A 21,862-nucleotide genomic window follows, 5' to 3' on the forward strand; every position below is an offset into this window, starting at 1 on the left:
ATTTAAAGCAAAATAACATAGTAAATTATTTTAGTCGCTTCCTTTAATGAATTGTGGAAATGATTTTGTTGGTGCTACCAACAATCGTTTCCATGATATCAGAAGGGTTTAACTGCGATATCGCTAATACTTGTTCAATAAATTCTATAAATTCGAACGGATAGCGAATATAGAAAACTTCTTCTTGTACATTTCCAGCAGCAGCATAGATGACAGCAGGTCCCTTTCCAGTAATTGCCCACAGTTTTTCTTTATCATCAACCTTTTGAGTCGCAAGTACAATTTGGTAGCCTGTTATTCTTAGTAAGGTAAGGACATCTCCTCCCAAAGGAGAACGAATAAAATTCTCCAAAGTTTTTGAAAAAAACTTAACTTCCTCGAAACTTTTATCCAAGCGCATTTTTGTAGAATGCTCTGCCCATAAACTTTTTAGCGCACCTTTTAGCGAAGCATGATTAACTTGGAATAATATTTCGCTTATATTTCCACTGTTTGTCATTTACGTACCTTTACCAAAAATATCTTAAATCACTTATTTGCTAATCCATTCACCTTACGAAGTTTCCAATCATCATCTAAATATTCTATTTTACATGATTGAGGTAGAATATTTTGTAATTGAGCGATATTACAAATTTCTGTTCCACAGATATTAATATACTCTAAGTGTTTCAGTTGTTCGAAATATTTTAACCCTTTGTTACTAATCTTTGTCTCTGACAAATCAAGCTTTTTAAGGCTATGCATGTCTTTTATATGATAACGTAGAGCATTATCTGTTACTTTTGTTCCTTTTAGGCTAAGAACTGTGAGATTGGGAAAATGTTTAATGTACTTTAATCCTTTATCTCCTATCCCTGCCAAATAAGATAAGTTGAGTTCAAAAATTTTAGTACAAGGACTTAAGTAACGAAGTCCCTCATCTGTAATCATTGATCGTTCAAGATTAAGCTGTCTTAGATTATGTAGATTCCGTATATATTTTAAACCTTGATTGTCTACTTTTGTGCGTGGTAAATCAAGTTTAACTAATCCAGGTAACACCTGCAAGTATTGCAAACCATAAGAGGTAACCCCATCTCCGAGATATAATTCCTCCAATTGTTGTAGACTTTCGATATATTTCAACCATCTACTACGCATTTTTGATTTAAAAAACATTAATTTTTTTAGGCTTGGTAAGTTTCGAACACCAGAAAAGCCAGTATTGTTAATATTTTCATATTTAAAAATAAGTGATTCTATAGATGGAATTTGCGCAAGAAGATTTTTAAAATCACTATTGCGAATACCTGTTCCTTTTATAGAAAGCTCTTTTAGTTGCGAAAGTTGATAAAGATTTCGCCACTGCTCTTTTTTTATAGACGAATATTTAGAGCCTATTAACTCAAGTGTATTTAAAAATTGAATCTTTTTTAAGCACGAAATACTTTGTTCAAAAAGCCTAAGAACCTCGATATAGCCACTTAAATCAAAATTTTTAACACCATAGCCTATTTTAATCGTTCTGAAATTGCAGTTTAAAAATGAAAAATTAGAAGAATAACTAATTTCTAAATTTTTACGAAAACTGCAATTATCAAAGAAACAGTTGCTTTTATCGTAAATTTCCTCTACGTATAAAGCGCAGGCCATGTATTTCGTATTGCTAGCTATTTGAGTTATATTTTCTCTAGTAATTGTTGCCATATAAAGCCCCTCAACAAACAGCTAAGGTGTACTAATTCGCATAACTTAGTTATGCGATTACGATGGAACCTAACTCAAGCAAACAACAAAATAACTGGCTAATAACAACGCCTGAAAAATTGTGTAGTTGCGAAAACGCCTATCTCAATTAAATTATAACATCCAAAAGGCGTAATAAAAACGCAATTTTCACATTTTCCTTGTTCGCAAAGGATTTTAGTGGGTCACTTACTTGCTCAATTCTTCCAGTTTGCATTCAAACAAGTCATTTTTTATTTTATTTATCTTTATATCTAAATCAGATCTTTGCTCTTCTCCTAAGTAGCGATATAACGCTTTTAGACCTCGGATGGATTCTCTACTAGCTGTGGTTGTGTAAAAACATCATAGATGCGAATAATATTTTTATGATTTAGGTTGTTAATAGCTTGTGCTTCTCGCAAGAAACGTTTTTTTTGCTTTTCTTGTGCTTTATTTCCCTCTAATAAAATCTTAAGAGCTACTTCTATATTTTTTTGTTTATCATATGCTTTATAGACACAGCCTATGCCACCACGACCTATTTCTTGTAATATTTGATAGCGGTTTGCATAGTTTTGTTCAAGATTTGTTTTCATGTTCGTCCACTAACTAATTGGTCTGAGAAAGGTAATCCTGTACAAGTAAGGGTTTTGTCGTAATCGTTTAGAAAATACCAAATAGCGCCAAGATGATTAATAAAAAATAGCTTCTTAATAATGCAAATATAGGGCTATTGATAGCCCTATATTTAAAAGCTAAAAGCTTGAGGTTTTACAAATACAAAGAAGTATTTTGGGCTAACAGTTTTTGGAAAGTTTGGTGTGGAGTTTTGCTTTGTCCTAGTAAAATCATCGCTGCAATAATAAAAGGTTTGTAACTTGCTTCTTGGTAAAGCTCTTTGCGATAACGTTCGAATACGGAATTTTCAACTTCACCTTCTTTACAGCTAACTCCTGTTATATCTGCAGGTAAGCAGTGCATATACAATGCGTTGTTAGTTAGCTCCATCATTTTTTCTGTGCATTCCCAGTCTTTGTGCTGTGCATTTTCAGCAAGAGCATCTTTTTCTAAGTTTTCATAAGCGTTTTTATCGCCACCGCTTAGTAACTCTGCTCTTTTTTCCATGATATTATAAGAAGCCCACGATTTAGGATAAACAATATCAGCACCTTTAAATGCTTCTTCCATAGAATCGGTAATCTTAAAAGAACCACCAGATTTTTCGGCATTGTTTTTGGATGTTTCGACTACATCGGGAATTAAACTAAAATTTTTCGGATGAGCAAGTGTGACATCTGCTCCAAAACGCGTCATAAGTCCTATGATTCCCTGAGGTACTGATAGTGGTTTTCCATAACTTGGAGAATATGCCCAAGTCATTGCGATTTTTTTACCACGCAGATTTTCAACTCCACCAAAATAATCTTCTAGGTGCGCGAGATCTGCCATACTTTGTGTAGGATGATCACGATCACTTTGCAAATTAACAACGGCAGGTCTGTTGTGAAGGACCCCTTCATCAAAACCTTGTTGTACAAATTTTGCTACTTCTGATATATATTTATGACCGATACCTAGATATATATCATCGCGAATTCCAATGGTTCTTGTTAAAAAAGACACCATATTCACAGTTTCTTTTGTGGTTTCACCGTGCGCAACCTGCGATTTTCCTAGGTCAAGCTCAATAGGATTTAAACCTATAAAATTTGTGGCACTATCAAAACTATATCTTGTACGTGTTGATTGGTCTTTAAAAATAGAAATCGCTGTTCCGCTATCAAAAGCTTTAGCCGAAATGCCATTTTTGTGCATTTGTCTTAAAATTTTTGCTGTAATGAGTGTCGCTTTTATATCTTCGTCACTTTTATCCCAAGTTTGCAAAAAATCATAGCCGTAACTGCTATTAAAAGTACTACCAAGTTCTTCAATCAATTTTTCTATATCTTTATGCATTTTTTCTCACTTTACAAATACGTATATTAAACATATGATTATTATTTCAAATTTACATAAAAATGTAAACGTGTAAATTTAACATAAAGCGCATTTGTATGTAAGAGAGTTATAAACTCTGTTAACAGAAAAGCGTACGCGCATATTTAATAAGGGAATTATATGCCTGAATTATATGAAGACATAAAAACGAAAGCTCAAGGCTTGCACAACTATTCAGTGAAACTTCTCTCCGAACTAATCGCAGCAGGGTCTATTGATGGGGGAACCAGTGGTAAGGAAGGTGCTAGAGGAGACATCATTGAGCGTGAATTAAAGAGCATCACTGAACTTGTTTGTAAGGATCGTTTTGGCAATATCTGTGCCGCTATTGGTGAAGGGAAAAATCCGCAAACGATTATTTGGTTGATTGGACACTTTGATACTGTTGCTCCTGGTGAGTGGCCAGAGGCTTATACTCCAGTACTTGATGGCAATAAACTATATGGTCGTGGCTCCTCAGATCAATTAGCAGGCGTCGTTTCTTCTATTGCCGCGATGAAAATTCTGAAAGAACACGAAGCAAAACTAACTGAAAAAGGTATTCGATTTGTCATTACTGCAAATCCACATGAAGAGGATTGTGAAGGAGAGAGTATTAAATATCTTCTTAAAAATATTGCTAACTCTTCTAGAGAATATCCCGACTGGATGCAAAAACTTCCAAATATAATGGTCACAACAGAACCTACTTCAACACGCGATGGAATTCCGCGTCCTTATTTTGGTCATCGCGGACGTTACTTGTATCAAATACGCATGCAAGGAGAAACAGGGCATGGTTCTATACCAGTCAAAGTACCTGTAGCAGAAGTATTTTCGCGAATTGTTCATAATATTTTCCAAAAAGTCACTGGACCTAATTCTCTAAAGTTTGGCGCAGACACATATGCATTTACTACTGGAAAAATTACCTCTCCATCGGGAAATGCCCATACCGAAGTTGCTGCTTGGGATATTGACTTACGCATTGCTCCTACCTCTGATCCTAAATATATTTTAGAAGACATGAGCAAAGTGGCAGATGAAGTAACAAAAGCTGTTGCTTCTGAAAAAAATGTAACTTTAGAAGAAATGCCTAAATTCGAATTCCTCGTTGTTGGTCCAGAGTATGAAACATACAATGGCTATAAATTTGTGGGTGTTCAAGAGTTGCCAGGCCCATGGTTATCTCCATCCGATCCTTTGCACAAAAGAGTAATGGATGTTTACCATGAGATGTTCTCTACTCCTCCGTACGACAAAAGAGACGTAGGAGAAATTAATGAAAGTGATATTAAAGAAAACGAAGGTGATTACACCGTTCGCGACTATTATAATTTTTCTACTGACCTTACCGGTTTAGCACAAATGATTCGCCATGCACAAAAAGAAGGAAATGTAGCCCCTGACATCACTTATTTTGGCTTAGGCTCTGGTATTGAAGAAGAAGCCCATCGTAAAGATGAATATTGCCCTGTCAATTCACTAGATCATGCTGCAGCATATTATGTAGCGTTTGTTCATAGCTTTACAAAATAAAACTAGAGCTACAACAACCGTTTGCGGCTCCCAAATCATAGATTGATAATGTAGCTATTACTTCAAAACGACAAACACCAAAACCGCTGTATTTAAGATGGTAGTGGTATAGAATTGCACTAGACAAGTTCTCGGCAAAATATCCCAGACCACTACATTTGGCGAGTAAAAAAGGAGAGAATTATAAAAAATATCTCCTTGCGCCTCTACTATAAAAAAATCAGATAAATACGATATGGAAATTTTATGTTGCAATTTTCATGTAAGATGCTATAGTACCGAGGCTACGAAAACCCCGAATTATAGGTGTTCGGGGTTTTTTTATGCCTATAAAACTATCTTCATATGATGTCGGCCAAGTTTATAACTCTACTCTATCAGTAAAGTTATCATCACTAGAAAGGGAGCGCGAGGTAACAATTTCAGTCTGGGATTCTCTCTAAGTAGAGTTCCTCGCCAAATAATATGAAATTAAAAGATGTCGATTTAAATAACCTTGATCTTTTTGAGCAAGGTTTACCACACAATATGTTTGAAATATTGCGTAAAGAAAGTCCTGTTTATTGGCAAGAAGAAGAAGATGGCCAAGGGTATTGGGCCATCACTAAATACGAAGATGTTGTTGCTGTAAGTAGAAATACTCAACTTTTTTCTTCGCAAAAAGGAGCCGTATATCTAGAAGAAATGACTCAATCGCAAATGGAGGTTCGCCGTTCTATGCTTGAAACAGACCCTCCTTTACATACTAAATTACGAGGTTTAATTAGTAAAGACTTCTCTCCGCGTTCTGTAGTTCAATATGAAGAGTTTATTCGCAAACTAACAAAAGATCTTCTAGAAAAAGCCTTTGCTCGCGAAAGTTTTAACTTTGTGCAAGATGTTGCAGGGAGCTTAACGATGGGAGTAGTTGCGAAAATGATGGGAATTCCTGGCGAAGATATGGAAGAACTCATACACTGGACAAATCAAATGATCGGAAGCACAGACGAAGAAGAAGATCGCCTTATCGATCGCGATGACCAAACACTAAAAGATCTTCCTATGCGTAGCCCAACATCTTTAAAAGTATATGAATATGCAAAAAATGCCGCAGAGCAAAAAAAACTTGATCCTCAGCAAGATATTATTAGTAAACTAGTACAAGGGTCTATCGATGGACGCCCTTTAACAGAGCAAGAGTATCGCATGTATTTCATTTTGCTGTTGATTGCTGGTAACGAAACAAATCGTTCGACAATGTCACATGGCTTCGTTGCACTTAAGAAATATGATGATTCGCTACGAAAATTACAAAAAGACGCTAGTCTTATTCCTACAGCAGTAGAAGAACTCTTACGATGGGCAACGCCCGTTTATTATTTTAGAAGAACAACAACAAGAGATACTCAAATGCGCGGTGTCAATATTCCCGAAGGTGCTAAAGTTGTTATGTGGTATAACTCTGCAAATTTTGACGAAGACATATTTGCCGACCCATATACTTTTAATATAGAACGTCAAAAAAATCGCCACCTTGTTTTTGGTGGTGGAGGACCACATTTCTGTTTAGGCGCACCACTAGCGCGAATGGAAATACGTATATTGTATGAAGAACTGTTACCACATTTTGATCGTTTACAAATAGCAGAACCTGTTAGTTTAATGCGTTCAAATCATTTTCATAGCTTAAAAGAACTTATTTTGAGTTATAAATAAGTTATCTTTTACAAACCACTTAACTTATGTGAAAATTTAGTGGTATTTTTAAGGCGTGTCGACACTTATTTTCCTGTAGTCTCCTATAAGCAATAGCAGCTCGTTCGCGTTCACATCGACACGCCTTAATACAAGTGGTTTATATTACAAGCAGGGTGCATTCCTAATATTCAAGTGATGAACCCCCTAAATCGACTAGTCTATTCTCTAAATGGTGTAAAATTGTGAAAATTCAACCGTCTTTACAATCTAAACCCGGCTCTTTATTTGCAGATCGATACCAAATTCTTTCTGTAATTGGTGAAGGAGCAATGGGCAAGGTGTTTTTGGTAAAGGATTTACAAAAAAACGCGTCTCTTGCATTAAAAATGATGCGTAATCAAAAGTGGGTTAGCGAGAGCAAAACTAAGCGTTTTTTACGTGAATCGCAAATTTTATGTAAATTAAAACATCCAAATATCATTAATATTCACGATTTTGGCAAGTACAAAGACACCTATTACTTTACAATGGATTTTATCAATGGCGTAACTTTAGATCAGTATATAAAACAAGAAAATCCTTCTTTTCAAAAGCGCGTAACAATACTTATTTCTGTTTTAGAGGGGTTATGGTTTTCGCATCAAAAAGGTATAATTCATCGTGATCTTAAACCCGATAATATACTTATAGATAGTCAAGGGTTAGTTATTATTACTGATTTTGGTATTTCACGCGATAACGACGAGTCACTAACAAAACTTACCAAAACGGGGGATATTCTTGGTACTCCTAAATATATGTCTCCTGAACAAGTCCGCGGTGAAAAAGTAACTATAAAAAGTGACTTGTATACTGCTGGCACTATTCTTTATGAACTCCTTGCTGAGAGATTGCCATTTGAAGGTAATTTGAATACTTTAATGTGGAAAATTAGTCACGAAAAACCTGTGCCTTTGCATTGTATTGACAAAAATATTTCTCGAAAACTGTCATTTATTTGTGCAAAATCAATGAGAAAAGATGATCTTAATCGTTATGAAAACACCGAAGAAATGGCTAACGATCTCAAGAGTTATCTACGCGGAGATAAAATTAAAATAGATGCTTTTAACTGGTTGGAGATCGTTCCTTTATTAAAAAAACACTTAAGTTTACTATTTACGGTATTTTTGATTGTAGTATTTGCTGTAGTATATACAAAAAAAAATACTTATATCAAAAAAACAGCATTAAACGTTATCTATCAAAAATATCGAAACAAATCCAATAAAGCGATACCCAGAAAAGACTTAAAGGGCATTCTTTGGTTATTAACTCACCATTGGAGCCGTTGCCAAAAATGTTCGCAAAATCTAAAAAAACATAATATTATAGTTACTGACCCTCATCCTTTTTGGGAAAGATATTCACCTCAAGTGACCTGGGAGACAATTGCTTGTGCTGTCGAAAATCCTTTGCGGTTTAATGAAAAAAATCAAGCTCAGTTACTTAACGATTTGAGAATTGGTGCTATAAAATTTAGACCATATGAACACATACATATACTTCATGAAGAATTCACTATGCATAAAGAAAAATGTCAAGAATGCACCAATCTTATCAAAAAAGAAAATCTCTACGAACGGGGTATTCCACAGTGGCAATTGTACCCTGGGTATACATTGAAAAAAGTTCTTGATTGTTTACTTAATAAAACTCGAAAATAGAAAAATATAATGAGCGGCCATAAAACCCGAAGAATTGACAAAAAAGATCTGCTACAAAAGGAATTCTCTTTATCTGAAGGTATGATAGATCAAATTATTGATATGGCAAAGATTAGTGACGAATCTGTTATGCTACTGGATAAAAATGAAATTATCGATAGTCGCTATCAGATTGTGAGTAAACTTGGTCAAGGAGGTATGGGAGTTGTTTATCAAGTCAAAGATAAATTTGAGAATAAAGCTCTTGCTCTTAAGATAACCATTGTAGAAGTGGATTCTAGCGATACAGAAGAGAAAAAAAGATTTAAGCGCGAAATAGAAACCATGCGCAAATTACAACACCCTAATATTATGAAAATATATTGTACAGGTGAATACAAAAATCATTTATTTTATACCATGGAGTATGTAAAAGGAAAACCTTTCTATGAATTTCTGCGACAAGGTATACCTTTGAACAAAGGAGTTGAAATCATTGCACAAATTTCGCATGCTGTCCACCTTGCCCACCAAAATTCTATTATACATCGAGATCTAAAGCCGGACAACATTCTTATTACAGAAGGCTTACAACCAGTACTCATGGATTTTGGCATAGCAAAAATAATTGAATATCACACTGAGCTAACAAAAAGTGGGTTTATAATGGGTACACCTTTTTATATGTCCCCTGAGCAAGCTTTAGGAAAAAAAGTTGATCATTTAAGCGATGTGTATTCTCTAGGAGTTATACTTTATGAATTTATCTCAGGATTTCTACCTTTTACTGGAGAATCAAATAGAGAAACTCTCGCAATGGTTGTTAACAATACTCCTGACCCTCCAATATCAATAAATCCTAACGTTAATAAAAAATTAAATGATATTTGCCTAAAAGCTCTTAGCAAAAGAAAAGAAGATCGTTATTCTTCTGCACAAGATTTTGCTTTAGATCTCCAGCATTATCTGGAAAATAGCAATATTTTAAAAAAGTCAAAAAAGAAAAGAGCATTGTTAGTGTTGACCAATGTCATTATTTTAATTATATTAACACTACTTGTATACTATTTTCAATCCTAACATAGTCCACATGTTTTGAGGTTTGTTATGAACTTTGTATTTATTTCTCCCCACTTTCCACCTAATTACATCCATTTCTGTTCACAATTGCGCAAATTAGGCGTTAACGTTCTTGGGATAGGCGATGCACCATTCGAAACATTAGACAATTCGTTGAAAAAAGCTTTAACCGAGTACTATTATATTCCGAATATGGAAAACTACGATGATATTTTGCGTGCTTGTGGCCATTTTACCCACGTATATGGTAGAATAGATCGTATAGAATCGCATAACGAACATTGGTTAGAAACAGATGCGCGTTTGCGCGATGATTTTAATGTTTTTGGCATTCGCAGTAGTGATGTTCAACGTATAAAATTTAAATCTCATATGAAAGAAGAATTTAATAAAGCCAATGTAAATGTGCCTCGCGGGTATGTTGTCAACTCTATCGAAGAAGGACAACATTTAGTGCAACAGGTTGGCTATCCTATTGTTGCAAAACCAGATAAAGGTGTCGGCGCTGTAGGAACGTACAAAATAGAAAATGAAGAGCAGCTACAACATTTTTTTTCTATTAAAGATAAACATCCGTACATGATGCAAGAATATATTGAGGGCAAGATATGCTCTTTTGATGGACTTTTAAATAAAAACGGAGAAGTGGTGTTTTACACTGTCCACCAAAATTGCGATAACGTTATGGATATTATGCATCACAATTTACACACCGCTTACTATTCTTTACGCCACGTAGATAATGACATATACGACCAAGCAATTAAAATATTAAACGTATTAGGTTTGCCAGAGCGTTTTTTTCACCTAGAATTTTTTCGTCGTCCTAGCGGAGAGTTGGTTGTTCTTGAAATTAACATGCGTCCTCCAGGAGGTCTTACTTTGGATATGTTCAATTATGCGAATGATATTGATATATATAAAGAGTGGGCAAATGTAATTGTTAACAATCACTTTGATGCGGAATATTCACGTTCTTATCATTGTGGATATATTAGTAGAAAATTTGATCGCGAATATACATATACTCATGAACAAATATTACATCGCTATCATAATCACATTGTACATCACACAGACTTAGAACCTATGTACTGGAAAGCTATGGGGCATTACGCCTATTTAGTTCGAGATCCACATCTAGATAAGATATTTGAAATAAAGAATTACGTTCACCAATTAGGGCATAGTAACATTTAGGAAAACTCAATGATGAAATTTGTTCATACCGGAGATTGGCACGTAGGGAAGACTATTCGCGGTAAACACCGCGGAGGAGAGTATCGCGCTGTACTAGATGAATTACACGATTTTATTGCCAAAGAAAATGTTGAACTTTTGTTAGTCGCTGGAGATATCTACGATACACCAACACCTTCAGCAGAAGCTGAAGATATTGTGTACAATTTTTTTCATCGTATTTCAGCTCTTGGTGTAAAGTCTATAGTTATTGCTGGTAATCATGACAGTAGTTTGCGATTTGAAGCTATATCGAAAATAATGGCACTTGCTAATGTTACAATGGTTGGTAAATACGATTTTGAAGAACCTCAAAAGTGCGTTTGTGAATATACTTCGAAAGATGGTAAAGAAAAAGTATCTATAGGTATGATTCCTTTTATATTTGAGCGGATGTTTGTTCGCGCTCAAGACATCATTAGTGAAGAACGCGAACAAACAACTATGCGTTATTCCAGTGGGATGAAACATGTATTACAAGAAATTTGTAAATGTTTTGCAAAAAACACAACTCAAATTATGGTTGGGCATTTACTTATGCACGGCGCGCGGCCTGGAGGAGGAGAAAGACGTCTCTATTTAGGTGATAATTACGCTGTTCACCCTACAGCTATCCCAAAAAGTGTCTCTTATTTTGCGCTTGCTCATGTTCATATGTTTCAAGGAATAGAAGGAACTTGTCCTGCATATTATTGTGGCTCTCCCTTACAAATGGATTTCGGAGAAGCAGAGCATGAAAAAGGTTTTTTGGTGGGAGAAATTGATAAGGGACAAGTTAATTCTCCGCGTTTTATACCATTTAAATCAGGCGTTCGCTTACAATTAATAACAGGCACTGTTGCAGAATTAGAAGAGTTAATATCTCAAGATGAAAAACTAGTAGAGTATCACTTAAAAATTATTATCAAAACAGACGCTTCAACTTTAGGGTTATCTCATAAAATCAAGCAACACTTTCCTAACGCTGTGGATATTCGCCGCGAGTTTATTGGTGAAGAAAACAAAAATCTTATTCAACAAGACAGCCCTACTTGGTTACCCGATTTATATCGAGATTTTCATAATAGTCATTATGAAAGAGCAGCACAACCAGAAATTATTGAAGAGTTTTTGCAATTGTATGAAGAGTGTTCAGAGGAAGATTAATAGATTTGAGAATGGAAATATAACAAAGGTGCCATCATCGATGACACCTTTGTTAGCAAATGAAAGCAGGAGAAAATTACTTTTTCTCTTCTTGTTTCCATTTGAATTTTTTCTTGAATTTTTCGACCTGTCCAGCAGCATCCAACATTTTTTGTTTTCCAGTATAAAAAGGATGAGATTCACTAGAAATCTCCACTTTTACTAGAGGATACTCATTACCATCTTCCCATTTGACGGTATCTTTAGTTTTCGCAGTTGATTTTGTCAAGAAAGCATAGCCACAAGACATATCTTTAAAAACTACGGGGCGATAATCAGGATGTATATCTTTTTTCAATTTAATCTCCTATCTTATATTTTAAGCGCCTGATAATAGCAAACATTTACTGCTGTTGCAACTAAATTTAAGAATAATTTACAACAAGTTCAATTTCTTTCATATATTTCTTAAATTCAATACGATCAAAACTATGCATGATCATAATTGCCGCTAACATTGCAACATTTTCCAATGCTTCTCCGCTTTCAAGCGCGTCTAAATCAATATCAATATCACTATCAAAATCACTATCGTCGTCATCATCGTCAACATCACTCACATCGCTAATATTATCGCTATCTTCATCTTCTTTCAACAAGTCTTCTGAAGAATCACCATCAGAAGATTTCATATCATCTTGAGAAGAAAATAGTTCGAGCTCTGTAGAAGTCATTCCAAAAGACTCTTCTTCTGTTTTACTTTCTTGCAACTGATTCATTAAATCAGCGCGATGCTTGTTAAAAGTAGAAAGTAAATTATCATAGCCTTTGTCATCAAAACCACTACACTTGAACAATATACGCACAGCATCTTTGATAATATGAACATTTAAACTCGTGCTTTCTCCACCTTTTAATATTTGCAGTGTTTCCATAAATGCCGTAGGAATAACTCCCTTTTTCAGAACACTAAGGTTTGTTTTTTCTAGCATACTCTGGATGATGCGAGCACTTGTTGCAAAACTAAGATTATCTACAGGTATTTTTAAAGCGAAGTTTGTAGACTGAGCTATTTTTACAGTGTCAGACTCAGAACTTATATTAAATACCTCACTTGGTTGTTGTTGATCGACATTTACTTGGTTTAGGAAAAATAGCTCATGGGAGCCTATTTCAATTTTGTCCCCTTCATGCAGCTCTTTTTTATCTAGCACTTGATCGTTAATGACTACCTTTGCACTTTCATCAAGGCAAATAATTTCGATATCATTATCTTTACATTTAATTTTAGCGTGCTTTGGAAGAACATGCTCGTCGATAAGAGGAATAGAAACATCAGAGTCAGAACCAATGACCAGTTCTTCTACTCCTATGGAGAAAGATTCTATTACGTTATCAAGGTGCTTTAACTTAATACAATGAAATTTATCAACAGCAATACGATCGAGTTCTACGACTTTATTATATAATGCATAATTTGTTTGTTTCATTAAATCAAGACCAAGTTCTGTATAACTTTCAGGATCAAGTTTGCGTCGCAATTGAATCTCGCCGTTAGCATTTTTCAAAAATGATAAGTTTTGCAATTGATCTTCTGTATATAAACTGAACTTACTCTCAAATATATGCAAATAATTTGCAAGACTATTGTTTGTTGGACCGTAGCCTTTGTTATATAAATATTTTTTCTCTAGGTGATTAGCTACAGTAATAGCCCTTTGGTAGCGTAAAACCGAGGAAGGGTTTAGCATTTTTACAATAATTTGCGATAATTCTTCTGGTATGTCTTTTCGCACTTTACTTGGCGGTGCAATCCCTTTATTGATACGTTGCTTTATTTCTTCTATGCGCTGCTCTTTTGGCAAATTACTACTGGTATAAAACAACGATATTCCGGTGAGAATTTGATAGGCAACTAAACCAAGAGCAAACAAGTCCGTTCTTTCATCTACAAACGTATTTAAATATTTCTCAGGAGGTAAATAAGGTAACTTTCCGTCAAAGTAGTCTGATTGTTTGCGAGCGATTGCTTCAACACCAAAATCTCCTAATTTACATATTCCGTGAGTATTCACTAATATATTTTTTGGCGATATATCTTTGTGAATCATATAGTTATGTGCATAACCAAGAGCGCGTGCAATTCGACTAATGATAAAGGCGCCAAATTTTTCAGGAATAAGTATGGACATATTCAAATGTTGTTGGTGAAGTTCTTCTAAGTTCAAACCATCGACAAAATCCATGGCGATAAGTAGTATTTTATCACTTTCTGTACCGCAGGCAACGTGGTTTCCGTTGAGGTGGTCACTGTCGTGAAAATTCAAACGACGAAATTTATAATCTTGTTTTTCAACAATTTGGCGATACGAAAGATTCTTGATATTTTCAGAAAAAGATGCAGGCAATTGCGATAAAGTAATAGACTCTAACCCATAAGCTTTTACAATATTCTCATGGTGGAGAGTAGCAGCTAAATTTGTTTCTTCGCGCAAAATTTGTTCATCTTCATTGCTAAGTGGCTTTAATGCTTTTAGCACCACATAGTCAGTAACTCCCCCAGAATTTCGCGCAGCAAGGTATATAATTCCTAGTCCGCCGCGACCGATTTCTTCCATTATTGTATACTTAGTTTGTGACTGAAATTTCAGTTCTTTTAAGCTAAGATCATCCATAGTTAAACAATCCTCTTCTCCAAGTGTTAATTTTTTTAGCACGCTTTAGTCATGTTAATTCTATTCGTTATGATTGTCAATTGTTTTCTCATAGTTTAGTCACTTCTTCTTGCAACTCAGTAATTTCAGACGCTTGATGTATGCCTTTCTCAGTGATAAAACTACTTATTAAGCGCGCAGGAGTAACATCAAAACCGTAGTTTTTTGCAGGGCTTTGCGGAGGAGTTAAAAGAACGCTTTTTATTTCGCCTTCACATAAACCTTGTATGTACCGAACCTCATCTTGGTTTCTTTCTTCGATAGGAATTTCCTTCACTCCATCACCAATAGACCAATCAATTGTTGAAGTGGGAAGCGCTACATAAAAAGGTATATTATTGTCTTTGGCAGCTAAAGCTTTTAAATATGTACCTATTTTATTTGCGGCATCACCATTTCGCGTTACACGATCAGCGCCAGTAATAACAATGTCAACAAGTCCGTGCTGCATTAGATGACCTCCAGTGTTATCAACGATAACAGTATGGGGAATAGAACGTTGTTGCAATTCCCAAGCTGTTAAGTTGGCACCTTGGTTTCGTGGACGTGTTTCATCGACCCACACATGTATTGGTATTTCTTCTAAAAATGCATGATAAATTGGAGATGTTGCCGTTCCCCAATCAACACAGGCTAGCCACCCAGCATTGCAATGAGTAAGAATATTAACAGGAGCACCCTGCTTTTGAGAGCTAATTTTTCGAATAAGTTCAACTCCGTGCTCGCCTATTTTTTTACAAGCAGCAACATCCTCTAGAGCTATTTTCTGAGCATTTTCTAAGGCAATTTTTCTTTTTGATTCAATGGAGATAGTTTGAGAAATAGCCTTGAGTTGTTCGTCTATTGCCCAATGTAAATTCACAGCTGTAGGACGTGTTTCTCCTAATTCTTTGGCCGCTTCTTTTATATGATATTCATGATTCTCTGGTGTCGCTTCTAGAGTAGCAAAATAAATACCGTAAGCGGCAGTTACTCCTATCAAAGGAGCACCACGAACAATCATATCCTTAATCGCGATAGCTGCATCTTTTACAGAAGTAATGTCAAAAGTGCGGAACTCATGTGGTAAGTATCTTTGATCAATTACACATACTTTTTGTTCGTTATCAAGCCAAATTGTAGTATTTTTCATATCATTTCCCATAAAGGAGTTGCTTTAGGTAGTAAACCTAAATCTATCCAATTCCCGTTTATCCGTGAACAATGTTGTCTAGCTGCTTGGTCTGCTCTTCTTATAGTATCAGGCACTTTAAATTCTCCTTCTAGTGCAAGGCAAATTTCAAGAGACTTGTCTTGAGAAATTAGATGACCAGGGCTTATAAAAACAGGATTGACATTTTCTAATCGCCGTAGGGCAAACCCTAGATTTTCGTTGTCATAAGTCATCGGAACATTACTCTGTGAGGATGTTTCTAACTTTTCTCCTTCATAAGAGATAAGCGTTTCTTTCGCACAGCCTATTGCTGGTACGCCTGTTGCAATTCCCAACCAGCAAGCAACACCGAATTTTCGCGGATGCGCAATACCATGCCCATCGATAATCAATAATTGCGGTTTAATTCCTTCATCTTGCAATATTTTTTGGTATAAAGCTAATAGCGGAGGTCCTTCGCGAAAGCAAAAATAAGAAGGTACATAAGGCACATTTACTTTAAATAAACCAGCGTAGGTTTTTACATGTTTATCTTGCCAGCGAAATATATCTACAGCAACATGCGCTTCTTCTCCTTGGTACTGAATATCAAATGCGAAAACGTAGTCTTGTTTTACGGGACTGTAGCCACCTTTAACAGGAATAGAAACCATTGGCAATAATTTTTCCTGTTCTTTGGCTAGGTGTTTACGAATATCGCGATCGTCTTTTTTTGGATTGTTGACAACTACCATATTATCTGCGTAATTATTTTGTAAATAAAACTCTAATACGTTTTTTGTTTGCAAAGTAGAAAAGCGTTCGCAGCACCATGTGAATAACTTTTCTATATAGTCATCATTTTCCAAATCAAAAAACACATCTGTTGAAATGCGATGGGAAAGTATACTTTTTTCAGAAGCACGGAGTCCCGTCAACTGTCTATCGTAGGTAATAAAAAAAAGATCTTGCAAGTAATATTCATTTTCATGAGAGAAATTCAAAAAAGAACTACTGTCGAAAAAGTATTCTTTACCATGCTCGCTGTGTTTGACTTTCTTGTCAAAATGACCTTCTCTAAAAATTTTCGTTCGGTAAATTTGCCAATCATACTTTTCGCTATTTTTTGTAAACCAGTGAATATTTTCTTGGCGCAACTCAAATCCACCTGCCACATCATTAATATTTTTTTTCACTTCGATAACCGCTAAAACTTTAACGCAAGTTTCTGGCATTTCTTGTATCACCAAATAGTCAATTTCTGCACGCGCACAACCTAAAGTCACGTTGGAAAGAATAACCATGTTATCAGTTTGCAAATTGTATCTTTGGGAAAGCGTGGAGCAAATATTATTCTGAACTATTTTAAGAGAAACATCTTCAAATTGACTACCAGAAAACGAACGCTTTTGACCTTGATTTTTTAAAATGGCTGCTAGTTTTGCTTCTTCTTCGGGTAAGCCTAAGGATTGTTCAAAATTTTTCAAAGTTTCTTGTGCTTTTTCAAAAATAACTTTTTCTGGTGTATCTTTCACTAGTAGATCGCGTTGTTCTTGTAAATTAGAAAGTTTCTCTTGAAAGTTTTTTAATTTTTCTTGGCGTTTCTCATCATCGCTATTTTTTTGTAAAAAATTACTAAGTCCTTGGATAGCTTTTTGCGAACTATCTATTGCATTTTCAACTTCTTCAAAACTTGATTTGTTAGGGTGATTCAAAAAATTGCGCTCTGCGATCTTCAAATTTTTTTGCAGTGTATGATATTCTTCCCAGTTATCTTTCTTCAGATTTCGTATTTTACTACGTTGTTGAAAGCTATTATTATTTTTTTCTCTTTCGACAAGGTTTTTTAACCAATTGCGAAAGTTATCAGTATTTAAATCATGAAAACAAAATGAATTTTTTTGCAAATAATTTGTCAAGAAATCATAACCTGAATATATTAAAGAAGTGTCCATGAATTATCACCTTAGCATTTTTCCTTAAATATATAACAGCAAATATTTTAGCCGAAATAATATAAGGGGATTGTTTGCAAGTCAAGGAAAAAGTCAATTATAGACTTTACGACATAGAACTTTGTCTTATAATAAAGTGTAGCCTGATAAAAGCAGTTGTCCAATTAAAATCTAGGGATTTTATCTTTTAGCAAGACTTAAAGCGCACCGATAATTTCGATACGTCTTAAGGAAAAACGTATAATTCGTTGGCTGAACAAAAAATCTACACCGTTTTAAGATGGATAAATTCTGTTGCTCGGTTACTACCTTTTACCAAAGTACCACTATTTTGCTTTTCGTATAAAGGTTTTTATGTCAATAATAAAGAGACATTATTAAAAGTGTTCCTATCTATATTTCCAATAATTCGATACTTTCAAACACATAAATAGTAACGTATTTAAAAGTATTTTACTACGATTTAGAATAACTCGAATTTTGCAAAATCTAAATAGAAGTACGCCCTATTATAAGCATTTGAAATATTTTATACATAAAATTTTAGAGCGCGTCGACATTTATCTTCCTTGTAATTTGGCTCTTTTAGAGATTAGCTCTGTTATTTTTGAGTTGTAAAGTGCTCCTTGTACGCTTCAAAGTAATCTTGCTACACCTAAAACAACCAACATTACAAAGTCAAATGTCTACATGCCCGAAACATAGTGGTGCATTGCTTAAAACTCCTTATGTCAATCTACGTAGAAAGTAAAAAAATATGAATGATAAAAAAATACGGCATATTTTTTTTGTACTATTTTTTTTGTATATGATTGTGCCTTCTATTGCTCAAGAAGAAACACAAGATACAGATGAAAAGACTACTGTCGAAAAAACAGAGACAAAATCTTCTGACGAAAACGCGAATGAGTCTAGAGAAAAAGCTGATGAAGAAGACCTTGATCAATCCCAAATAGATAAAGATTCGCAAGCAAATACATCAAAAGAAGAATCTTCCGATACAGCCGAAAAAGAAGATGAGAAACAAGTCAATAGTGAAAAAACGAATGACGAAAAAGCAAGCGACAAAAAGACCGATGATGAAAATCAGGACAGTAAAAAAGTAGAGAATGACAAAAAAAACAAAACAGTAGAAAAAAAGCAAGTAGACAACGAAGAAGAAAATGATGAAGAAGCAAAGAATACGCAACTAAATGAAAACGCCAATAATGCTGCTGCTGAACAAAAAAATCCACAAAATAAAAAAAGCGTAAAAGAATTATTATCTACCTTACCAAATAACGTAAAATCACTTGAAACACTAGAAAAAATTTGGGAAGAGAACTCAGAAAAAGAAGAAGATTTACACGCTATTGCCAGTTTTTTATCACTTATCGACGCACCAAACAAAAAAGTAATTGCCCACATGGTGACTTTAGCAAAAAGCAAGTCCCCTAAAGTGAAAAAAATAGTGTTAGATCGTTTATTGGAAATTGTGTCTACACTAGTAAAAATAAAAGCCATTGATGACACACCTAGTGACGAAGACTTTGTGTACATTATTTCGCAGTTTGATTCAGAAATGTCCGTTGCTGCTATGTTGATGGAGTATTCAAAAGAAGAAGAGAGCATCAACTCTCTCATATTGAAATCTTTTGTGAATATGAGATTAAAAAGTTTAGATGGAATTATTCAATTTTTGCGTATCAGCCCAAGTGAAAAAATAAAAAATGTTGCGTTAGAAGTAAGCTATGCAGTCGGCGTTGAATCTATTCCTATAATTGTGCCACTTTTGGGCGATCTCAACCCTTTCATACAAGACTACGCCAAAAGAGCTTTGAAAAAATTTGGGGATAAAACTCTTCCTTCTCTAACAAAATATCTTGAGACTGCTAAAAATGAAGAAAATATTGCTTTAGCAATTTCTGTTATTGGTAATATGGGAGAAAAAGCGAAAAGCACTATACCTGCCTTGAGAAAATATTTGAAAAAAGAAGGTCCTGCACAACTTGCGGCAACTCGTGCACTTAAAAACATGGGAATGGATGCCTATGTTGCTCTTCGCGAATTCATTAATAACCTACGTGCCGATGATTGGCAAGTACGTCAAGCTTCTGCTGAAACAATAGGCAATTTTAAAGAAAAATCAAGTAAGGCTGTTACTCCTCTAATGAGTCAATTTAGAAGAGAAGAATACGGTATTGTTCGTGCTTCTATTTGCCGTCAGTTTGGGCGAATTGGTAAATCTGCACGCGGCGCAATTCGTTTACTTATCGAAGCGCTTAAAGATGAGGATGAAATTGTTATAAAATCGGCATCTGAATCACTGGGAGATTTTGGAAAATATGCGGAGAAAGCAATTCAACCACTTACTAAAGTTTTGATATATTATGATGTTAAAGAACGAGAAGCGGCAGCAAAAGCACTGGCCAAAATCGGCCGAAAATCCGTGGCTGTTTTGACAAACATGCTTAATTTTCATGATGATCCTGCTGGACGCGAAGGAGCAGCAATGGCTCTCGGATATTTAGGCCCGCAGGCAAGACGCTCAGTAAGAACATTAACAAAAGCTCTTAAATTTGACCAAGCAGAAATGGTTAAAATTGCTGCTGCAGATGCCCTTGGGAAAATAGGTGATCGCTATGCTATACATGCTTTAATTGACGCTGTACGCAATGGCACTGATATTATTCGCGAAGTAGCGACTAATTCATTAATTAAAATAGGTAGTGCTGCTGTTATCGATATAACAAAAACTTTAAAGCGACCAGGAACAGAAGCACGCGTTGCTCTCGTTTATATTCTTGGAGAATTAGGTAAAAATGCCATTCCTGCAGTAGGAACTCTCAATAGTTGTCTTGATTCTTGGCGAGGACAAGAGCGCGAAGGGGTAATCAAAACTTTAGGTAAAATAGGAAAAAATAAAAGATCTCCTGAAACGTTAAAAAAGCTTACAAATTTAATGGAAAAAACAAATAAAGACAAAGAAAGAGAGCTAATCACAGAGGCCCTTAAACAATTTGGAGAACTAAGCGTCTCATATGTAATACCTTTGCTCAAAAACGATAGAGATGAAATTGTTTCCCAAGCCAAAAATGTTATTGATCATTTGATAGAACAGGCTTTTTCGACTTTAGAAAAAATTGTAGAAAAGGGTAACGATGAGATTCTTACAGCGAGAGCTATTGAAATACTATCAAAAAAAGAAAAGTCTTTACCTATTATATTGAAAAAATTTAAGCACGAAAGTAGTTTGGTTCGCAATACCGCCAAAGAATCTATAGTAAAAAATATCGGAATGAAGGCAGTACCAGGACTTATTGAGATTTTACAAAATACGGTCTTGTCTATAGAGCGAAAAGTAGTATCGGATACTTTAGCTGGCATTGGCAAAGATGCTGTGTCTTCCTTGGTTGTGGTTATTTCAAATTCACAAAAACCAAAAGCCCGCTTAGCAGCAACTGAAGCTATCGCGCAAATTGGTCCGAAAGCAAAAGAGGCTATTTCTGTATTGCAAGAATCCATTAAAATTCGCCAAGGTTTTGAACAAGCTGCTCTAGCAAGATGCTTGGGGAAAATTGGTTTGCAAGCAATACCAAAGATTATTGAACTTCTAGAGCATGATGATAGAGCAGTACAAAATGCCGCTATAGATGCTTTAGGGGAAACGGGGGCGAAAGATTCTATAGGGCACTTACTTAGTAGTTTAGATAATGAACGCTTACTAAGTTTAGTCGTTAAAGCTATGGTAAAAATGCCAGAATTATCAATCCCAGTACTTATTAGTTCTCTTCAACATGAAAATCGAACTGTTCGTTTTGCCTGTGCAGCGGGTTTATTCGAAATTGCGCCTGCGAAAGCAATTGCACCAATTGCTCAACGAATTTTAATTGAAAGCGATCCGATGGTGAAGTATATGTTACAAACAGCGCTAAACAAATGTCAGAATATTTTAGAAAACCAAAAGTCTTCCGATTAAATATACTTTAGCCGAAATCGTCTATGTCCACGCTCACTTTGAAGGTGAGCGTGGACATTTTGTTTTCTCTC

At 35.1% G+C, this 21,862-nt stretch carries 15 protein-coding genes; 7 read left to right on the plus strand and 8 right to left on the minus strand.

Annotated elements, in window-relative coordinates:
- Positions 1–43: 43 nt before the first annotated feature.
- From UABHE_RS09095 to ygeW, 4 genes are all read right to left on the minus strand, one after another.
- Positions 44–499, minus strand: a complete 456-nt coding sequence (locus tag UABHE_RS09095) for a hypothetical protein (RefSeq protein WP_372369937.1) — start codon at positions 497–499, stop codon at positions 44–46.
- A 29-nt stretch (positions 500–528) separates the two neighbouring features.
- Positions 529–1,689, minus strand: coding sequence for a hypothetical protein (locus tag UABHE_RS09100; RefSeq protein WP_372369938.1), 1,161 nt, complete (start codon positions 1,687–1,689; stop codon positions 529–531).
- 338 nt (positions 1,690–2,027) lie between these two features.
- A complete protein-coding gene (locus UABHE_RS09105) occupies positions 2,028–2,306 on the minus strand; it encodes a protein kinase (protein ID WP_372369939.1) in 279 nt (92 codons plus the stop codon).
- 175 nt (positions 2,307–2,481) lie between these two features.
- The gene (ygeW, locus tag UABHE_RS09110; protein ID WP_372369940.1) at positions 2,482–3,666 is read right to left on the minus strand and encodes a knotted carbamoyltransferase YgeW; all 1,185 of its coding nucleotides are present in this window, start codon (positions 3,664–3,666) and stop codon (positions 2,482–2,484) included.
- A gap of 162 nt (positions 3,667–3,828) precedes the next feature.
- On the opposite strand from ygeW, the gene UABHE_RS09115 reads away from it, so the two are divergent.
- From UABHE_RS09115 to UABHE_RS09140, 6 genes are all read left to right on the plus strand, one after another.
- The gene (locus tag UABHE_RS09115) at positions 3,829–5,226 is read left to right on the plus strand and encodes a M20/M25/M40 family metallo-hydrolase (RefSeq protein ID WP_372369941.1); all 1,398 of its coding nucleotides are present in this window, start codon (positions 3,829–3,831) and stop codon (positions 5,224–5,226) included.
- 465 nt (positions 5,227–5,691) lie between these two features.
- A complete protein-coding gene (locus UABHE_RS09120) occupies positions 5,692–6,921 on the plus strand; it encodes a cytochrome P450 (RefSeq protein WP_372369942.1) in 1,230 nt (409 codons plus the stop codon).
- A 224-nt stretch (positions 6,922–7,145) separates the two neighbouring features.
- A complete protein-coding gene (locus tag UABHE_RS09125) occupies positions 7,146–8,609 on the plus strand; it encodes a serine/threonine protein kinase (RefSeq protein ID WP_372369943.1) in 1,464 nt (487 codons plus the stop codon).
- A 9-nt stretch (positions 8,610–8,618) separates the two neighbouring features.
- Positions 8,619–9,668 carry a serine/threonine protein kinase gene (locus UABHE_RS09130; RefSeq protein WP_372369944.1) on the plus strand — a complete coding sequence of 350 codons (1,050 nt, stop codon included), beginning with the start codon at positions 8,619–8,621 and terminating at the stop codon, positions 9,666–9,668.
- Positions 9,669–9,695: 27 nt separating this feature from the next.
- Positions 9,696–10,868, plus strand: a complete 1,173-nt coding sequence (locus UABHE_RS09135; RefSeq protein ID WP_372369946.1) for an acetyl-CoA carboxylase biotin carboxylase subunit family protein — start codon at positions 9,696–9,698, stop codon at positions 10,866–10,868.
- Positions 10,869–10,877: 9 nt separating this feature from the next.
- On the plus strand, positions 10,878–12,053 hold the full coding sequence (locus UABHE_RS09140) for an exonuclease SbcCD subunit D (protein ID WP_372369947.1): 1,176 nt from the start codon (positions 10,878–10,880) through the stop codon (positions 12,051–12,053).
- A gap of 76 nt (positions 12,054–12,129) precedes the next feature.
- Here UABHE_RS09140 and UABHE_RS09145 read toward each other — a convergent pair whose 3' ends face one another.
- The 4 genes from UABHE_RS09145 to UABHE_RS09160 all read right to left on the minus strand — a co-directional run bounded on the left by UABHE_RS09145 (position 12,130) and on the right by UABHE_RS09160 (position 17,833).
- The gene (locus UABHE_RS09145) at positions 12,130–12,390 is read right to left on the minus strand and encodes a type B 50S ribosomal protein L31 (protein ID WP_372369949.1); all 261 of its coding nucleotides are present in this window, start codon (positions 12,388–12,390) and stop codon (positions 12,130–12,132) included.
- Between the two features lie 67 nt (positions 12,391–12,457).
- Entirely contained in the window at positions 12,458–14,707 is a 2,250-nt protein-coding gene (locus tag UABHE_RS09150; RefSeq protein ID WP_372369950.1) for an FHA domain-containing serine/threonine-protein kinase, read from the minus strand.
- A gap of 88 nt (positions 14,708–14,795) precedes the next feature.
- Complete coding sequence (gene mtnA, locus UABHE_RS09155) at positions 14,796–15,878, minus strand: S-methyl-5-thioribose-1-phosphate isomerase (protein WP_372369951.1); 1,083 nt, start codon at positions 15,876–15,878, stop codon at positions 14,796–14,798.
- Positions 15,875–17,833: an endonuclease V gene (locus tag UABHE_RS09160; protein ID WP_372369952.1), complete on the minus strand. Its 1,959-nt coding sequence runs from the start codon at positions 17,831–17,833 to the stop codon at positions 15,875–15,877. Before UABHE_RS09160 ends, mtnA begins: the two co-directional genes overlap by 4 nt.
- Positions 17,834–18,590: 757 nt before the next feature.
- Here UABHE_RS09160 and UABHE_RS09165 point away from each other — a divergent pair.
- Complete coding sequence (locus UABHE_RS09165) at positions 18,591–21,791, plus strand: HEAT repeat domain-containing protein (protein ID WP_372369953.1); 3,201 nt, start codon at positions 18,591–18,593, stop codon at positions 21,789–21,791.
- Positions 21,792–21,862: the final 71 nt, after the last annotated feature.

Origin of the sequence: Candidatus Uabimicrobium helgolandensis, assembly GCF_041508025.1 — a bacterium.
In the GTDB taxonomy this organism is placed as follows: domain Bacteria; phylum Planctomycetota; class Uabimicrobiia; order Uabimicrobiales; family Uabimicrobiaceae; genus Uabimicrobium; species Uabimicrobium helgolandensis.

Bases quoted from the DNA above. Each gene is read 5' to 3' on its own strand.
- UABHE_RS09165 (WP_372369953.1), top strand. From the start codon at position 18,591: ATGAATGATAAAAAAATACGGCATATTTTTTTTGTACTATTTTTTTTG.
- UABHE_RS09115 (WP_372369941.1), top strand. From the start codon at position 3,829: ATGCCTGAATTATATGAAGACATAAAAACGAAAGCTCAAGGCTTGCAC.
- UABHE_RS09120 (WP_372369942.1), top strand. From the start codon at position 5,692: ATGAAATTAAAAGATGTCGATTTAAATAACCTTGATCTTTTTGAGCAA.
- UABHE_RS09130 (WP_372369944.1), top strand. From the start codon at position 8,619: ATGAGCGGCCATAAAACCCGAAGAATTGACAAAAAAGATCTGCTACAA.
- UABHE_RS09150 (WP_372369950.1), bottom strand. From the start codon at position 14,707: ATGGATGATCTTAGCTTAAAAGAACTGAAATTTCAGTCACAAACTAAG.
- UABHE_RS09160 (WP_372369952.1), bottom strand. From the start codon at position 17,833: ATGGACACTTCTTTAATATATTCAGGTTATGATTTCTTGACAAATTAT.
- UABHE_RS09105 (WP_372369939.1), bottom strand. From the start codon at position 2,306: ATGAAAACAAATCTTGAACAAAACTATGCAAACCGCTATCAAATATTA.
- UABHE_RS09100 (WP_372369938.1), bottom strand. From the start codon at position 1,689: ATGGCAACAATTACTAGAGAAAATATAACTCAAATAGCTAGCAATACG.
- mtnA (WP_372369951.1), bottom strand. From the start codon at position 15,878: ATGAAAAATACTACAATTTGGCTTGATAACGAACAAAAAGTATGTGTA.
- ygeW (WP_372369940.1), bottom strand. From the start codon at position 3,666: ATGCATAAAGATATAGAAAAATTGATTGAAGAACTTGGTAGTACTTTT.
- UABHE_RS09140 (WP_372369947.1), top strand. From the start codon at position 10,878: ATGATGAAATTTGTTCATACCGGAGATTGGCACGTAGGGAAGACTATT.
- UABHE_RS09095 (WP_372369937.1), bottom strand. From the start codon at position 499: ATGACAAACAGTGGAAATATAAGCGAAATATTATTCCAAGTTAATCAT.
- UABHE_RS09135 (WP_372369946.1), top strand. From the start codon at position 9,696: ATGAACTTTGTATTTATTTCTCCCCACTTTCCACCTAATTACATCCAT.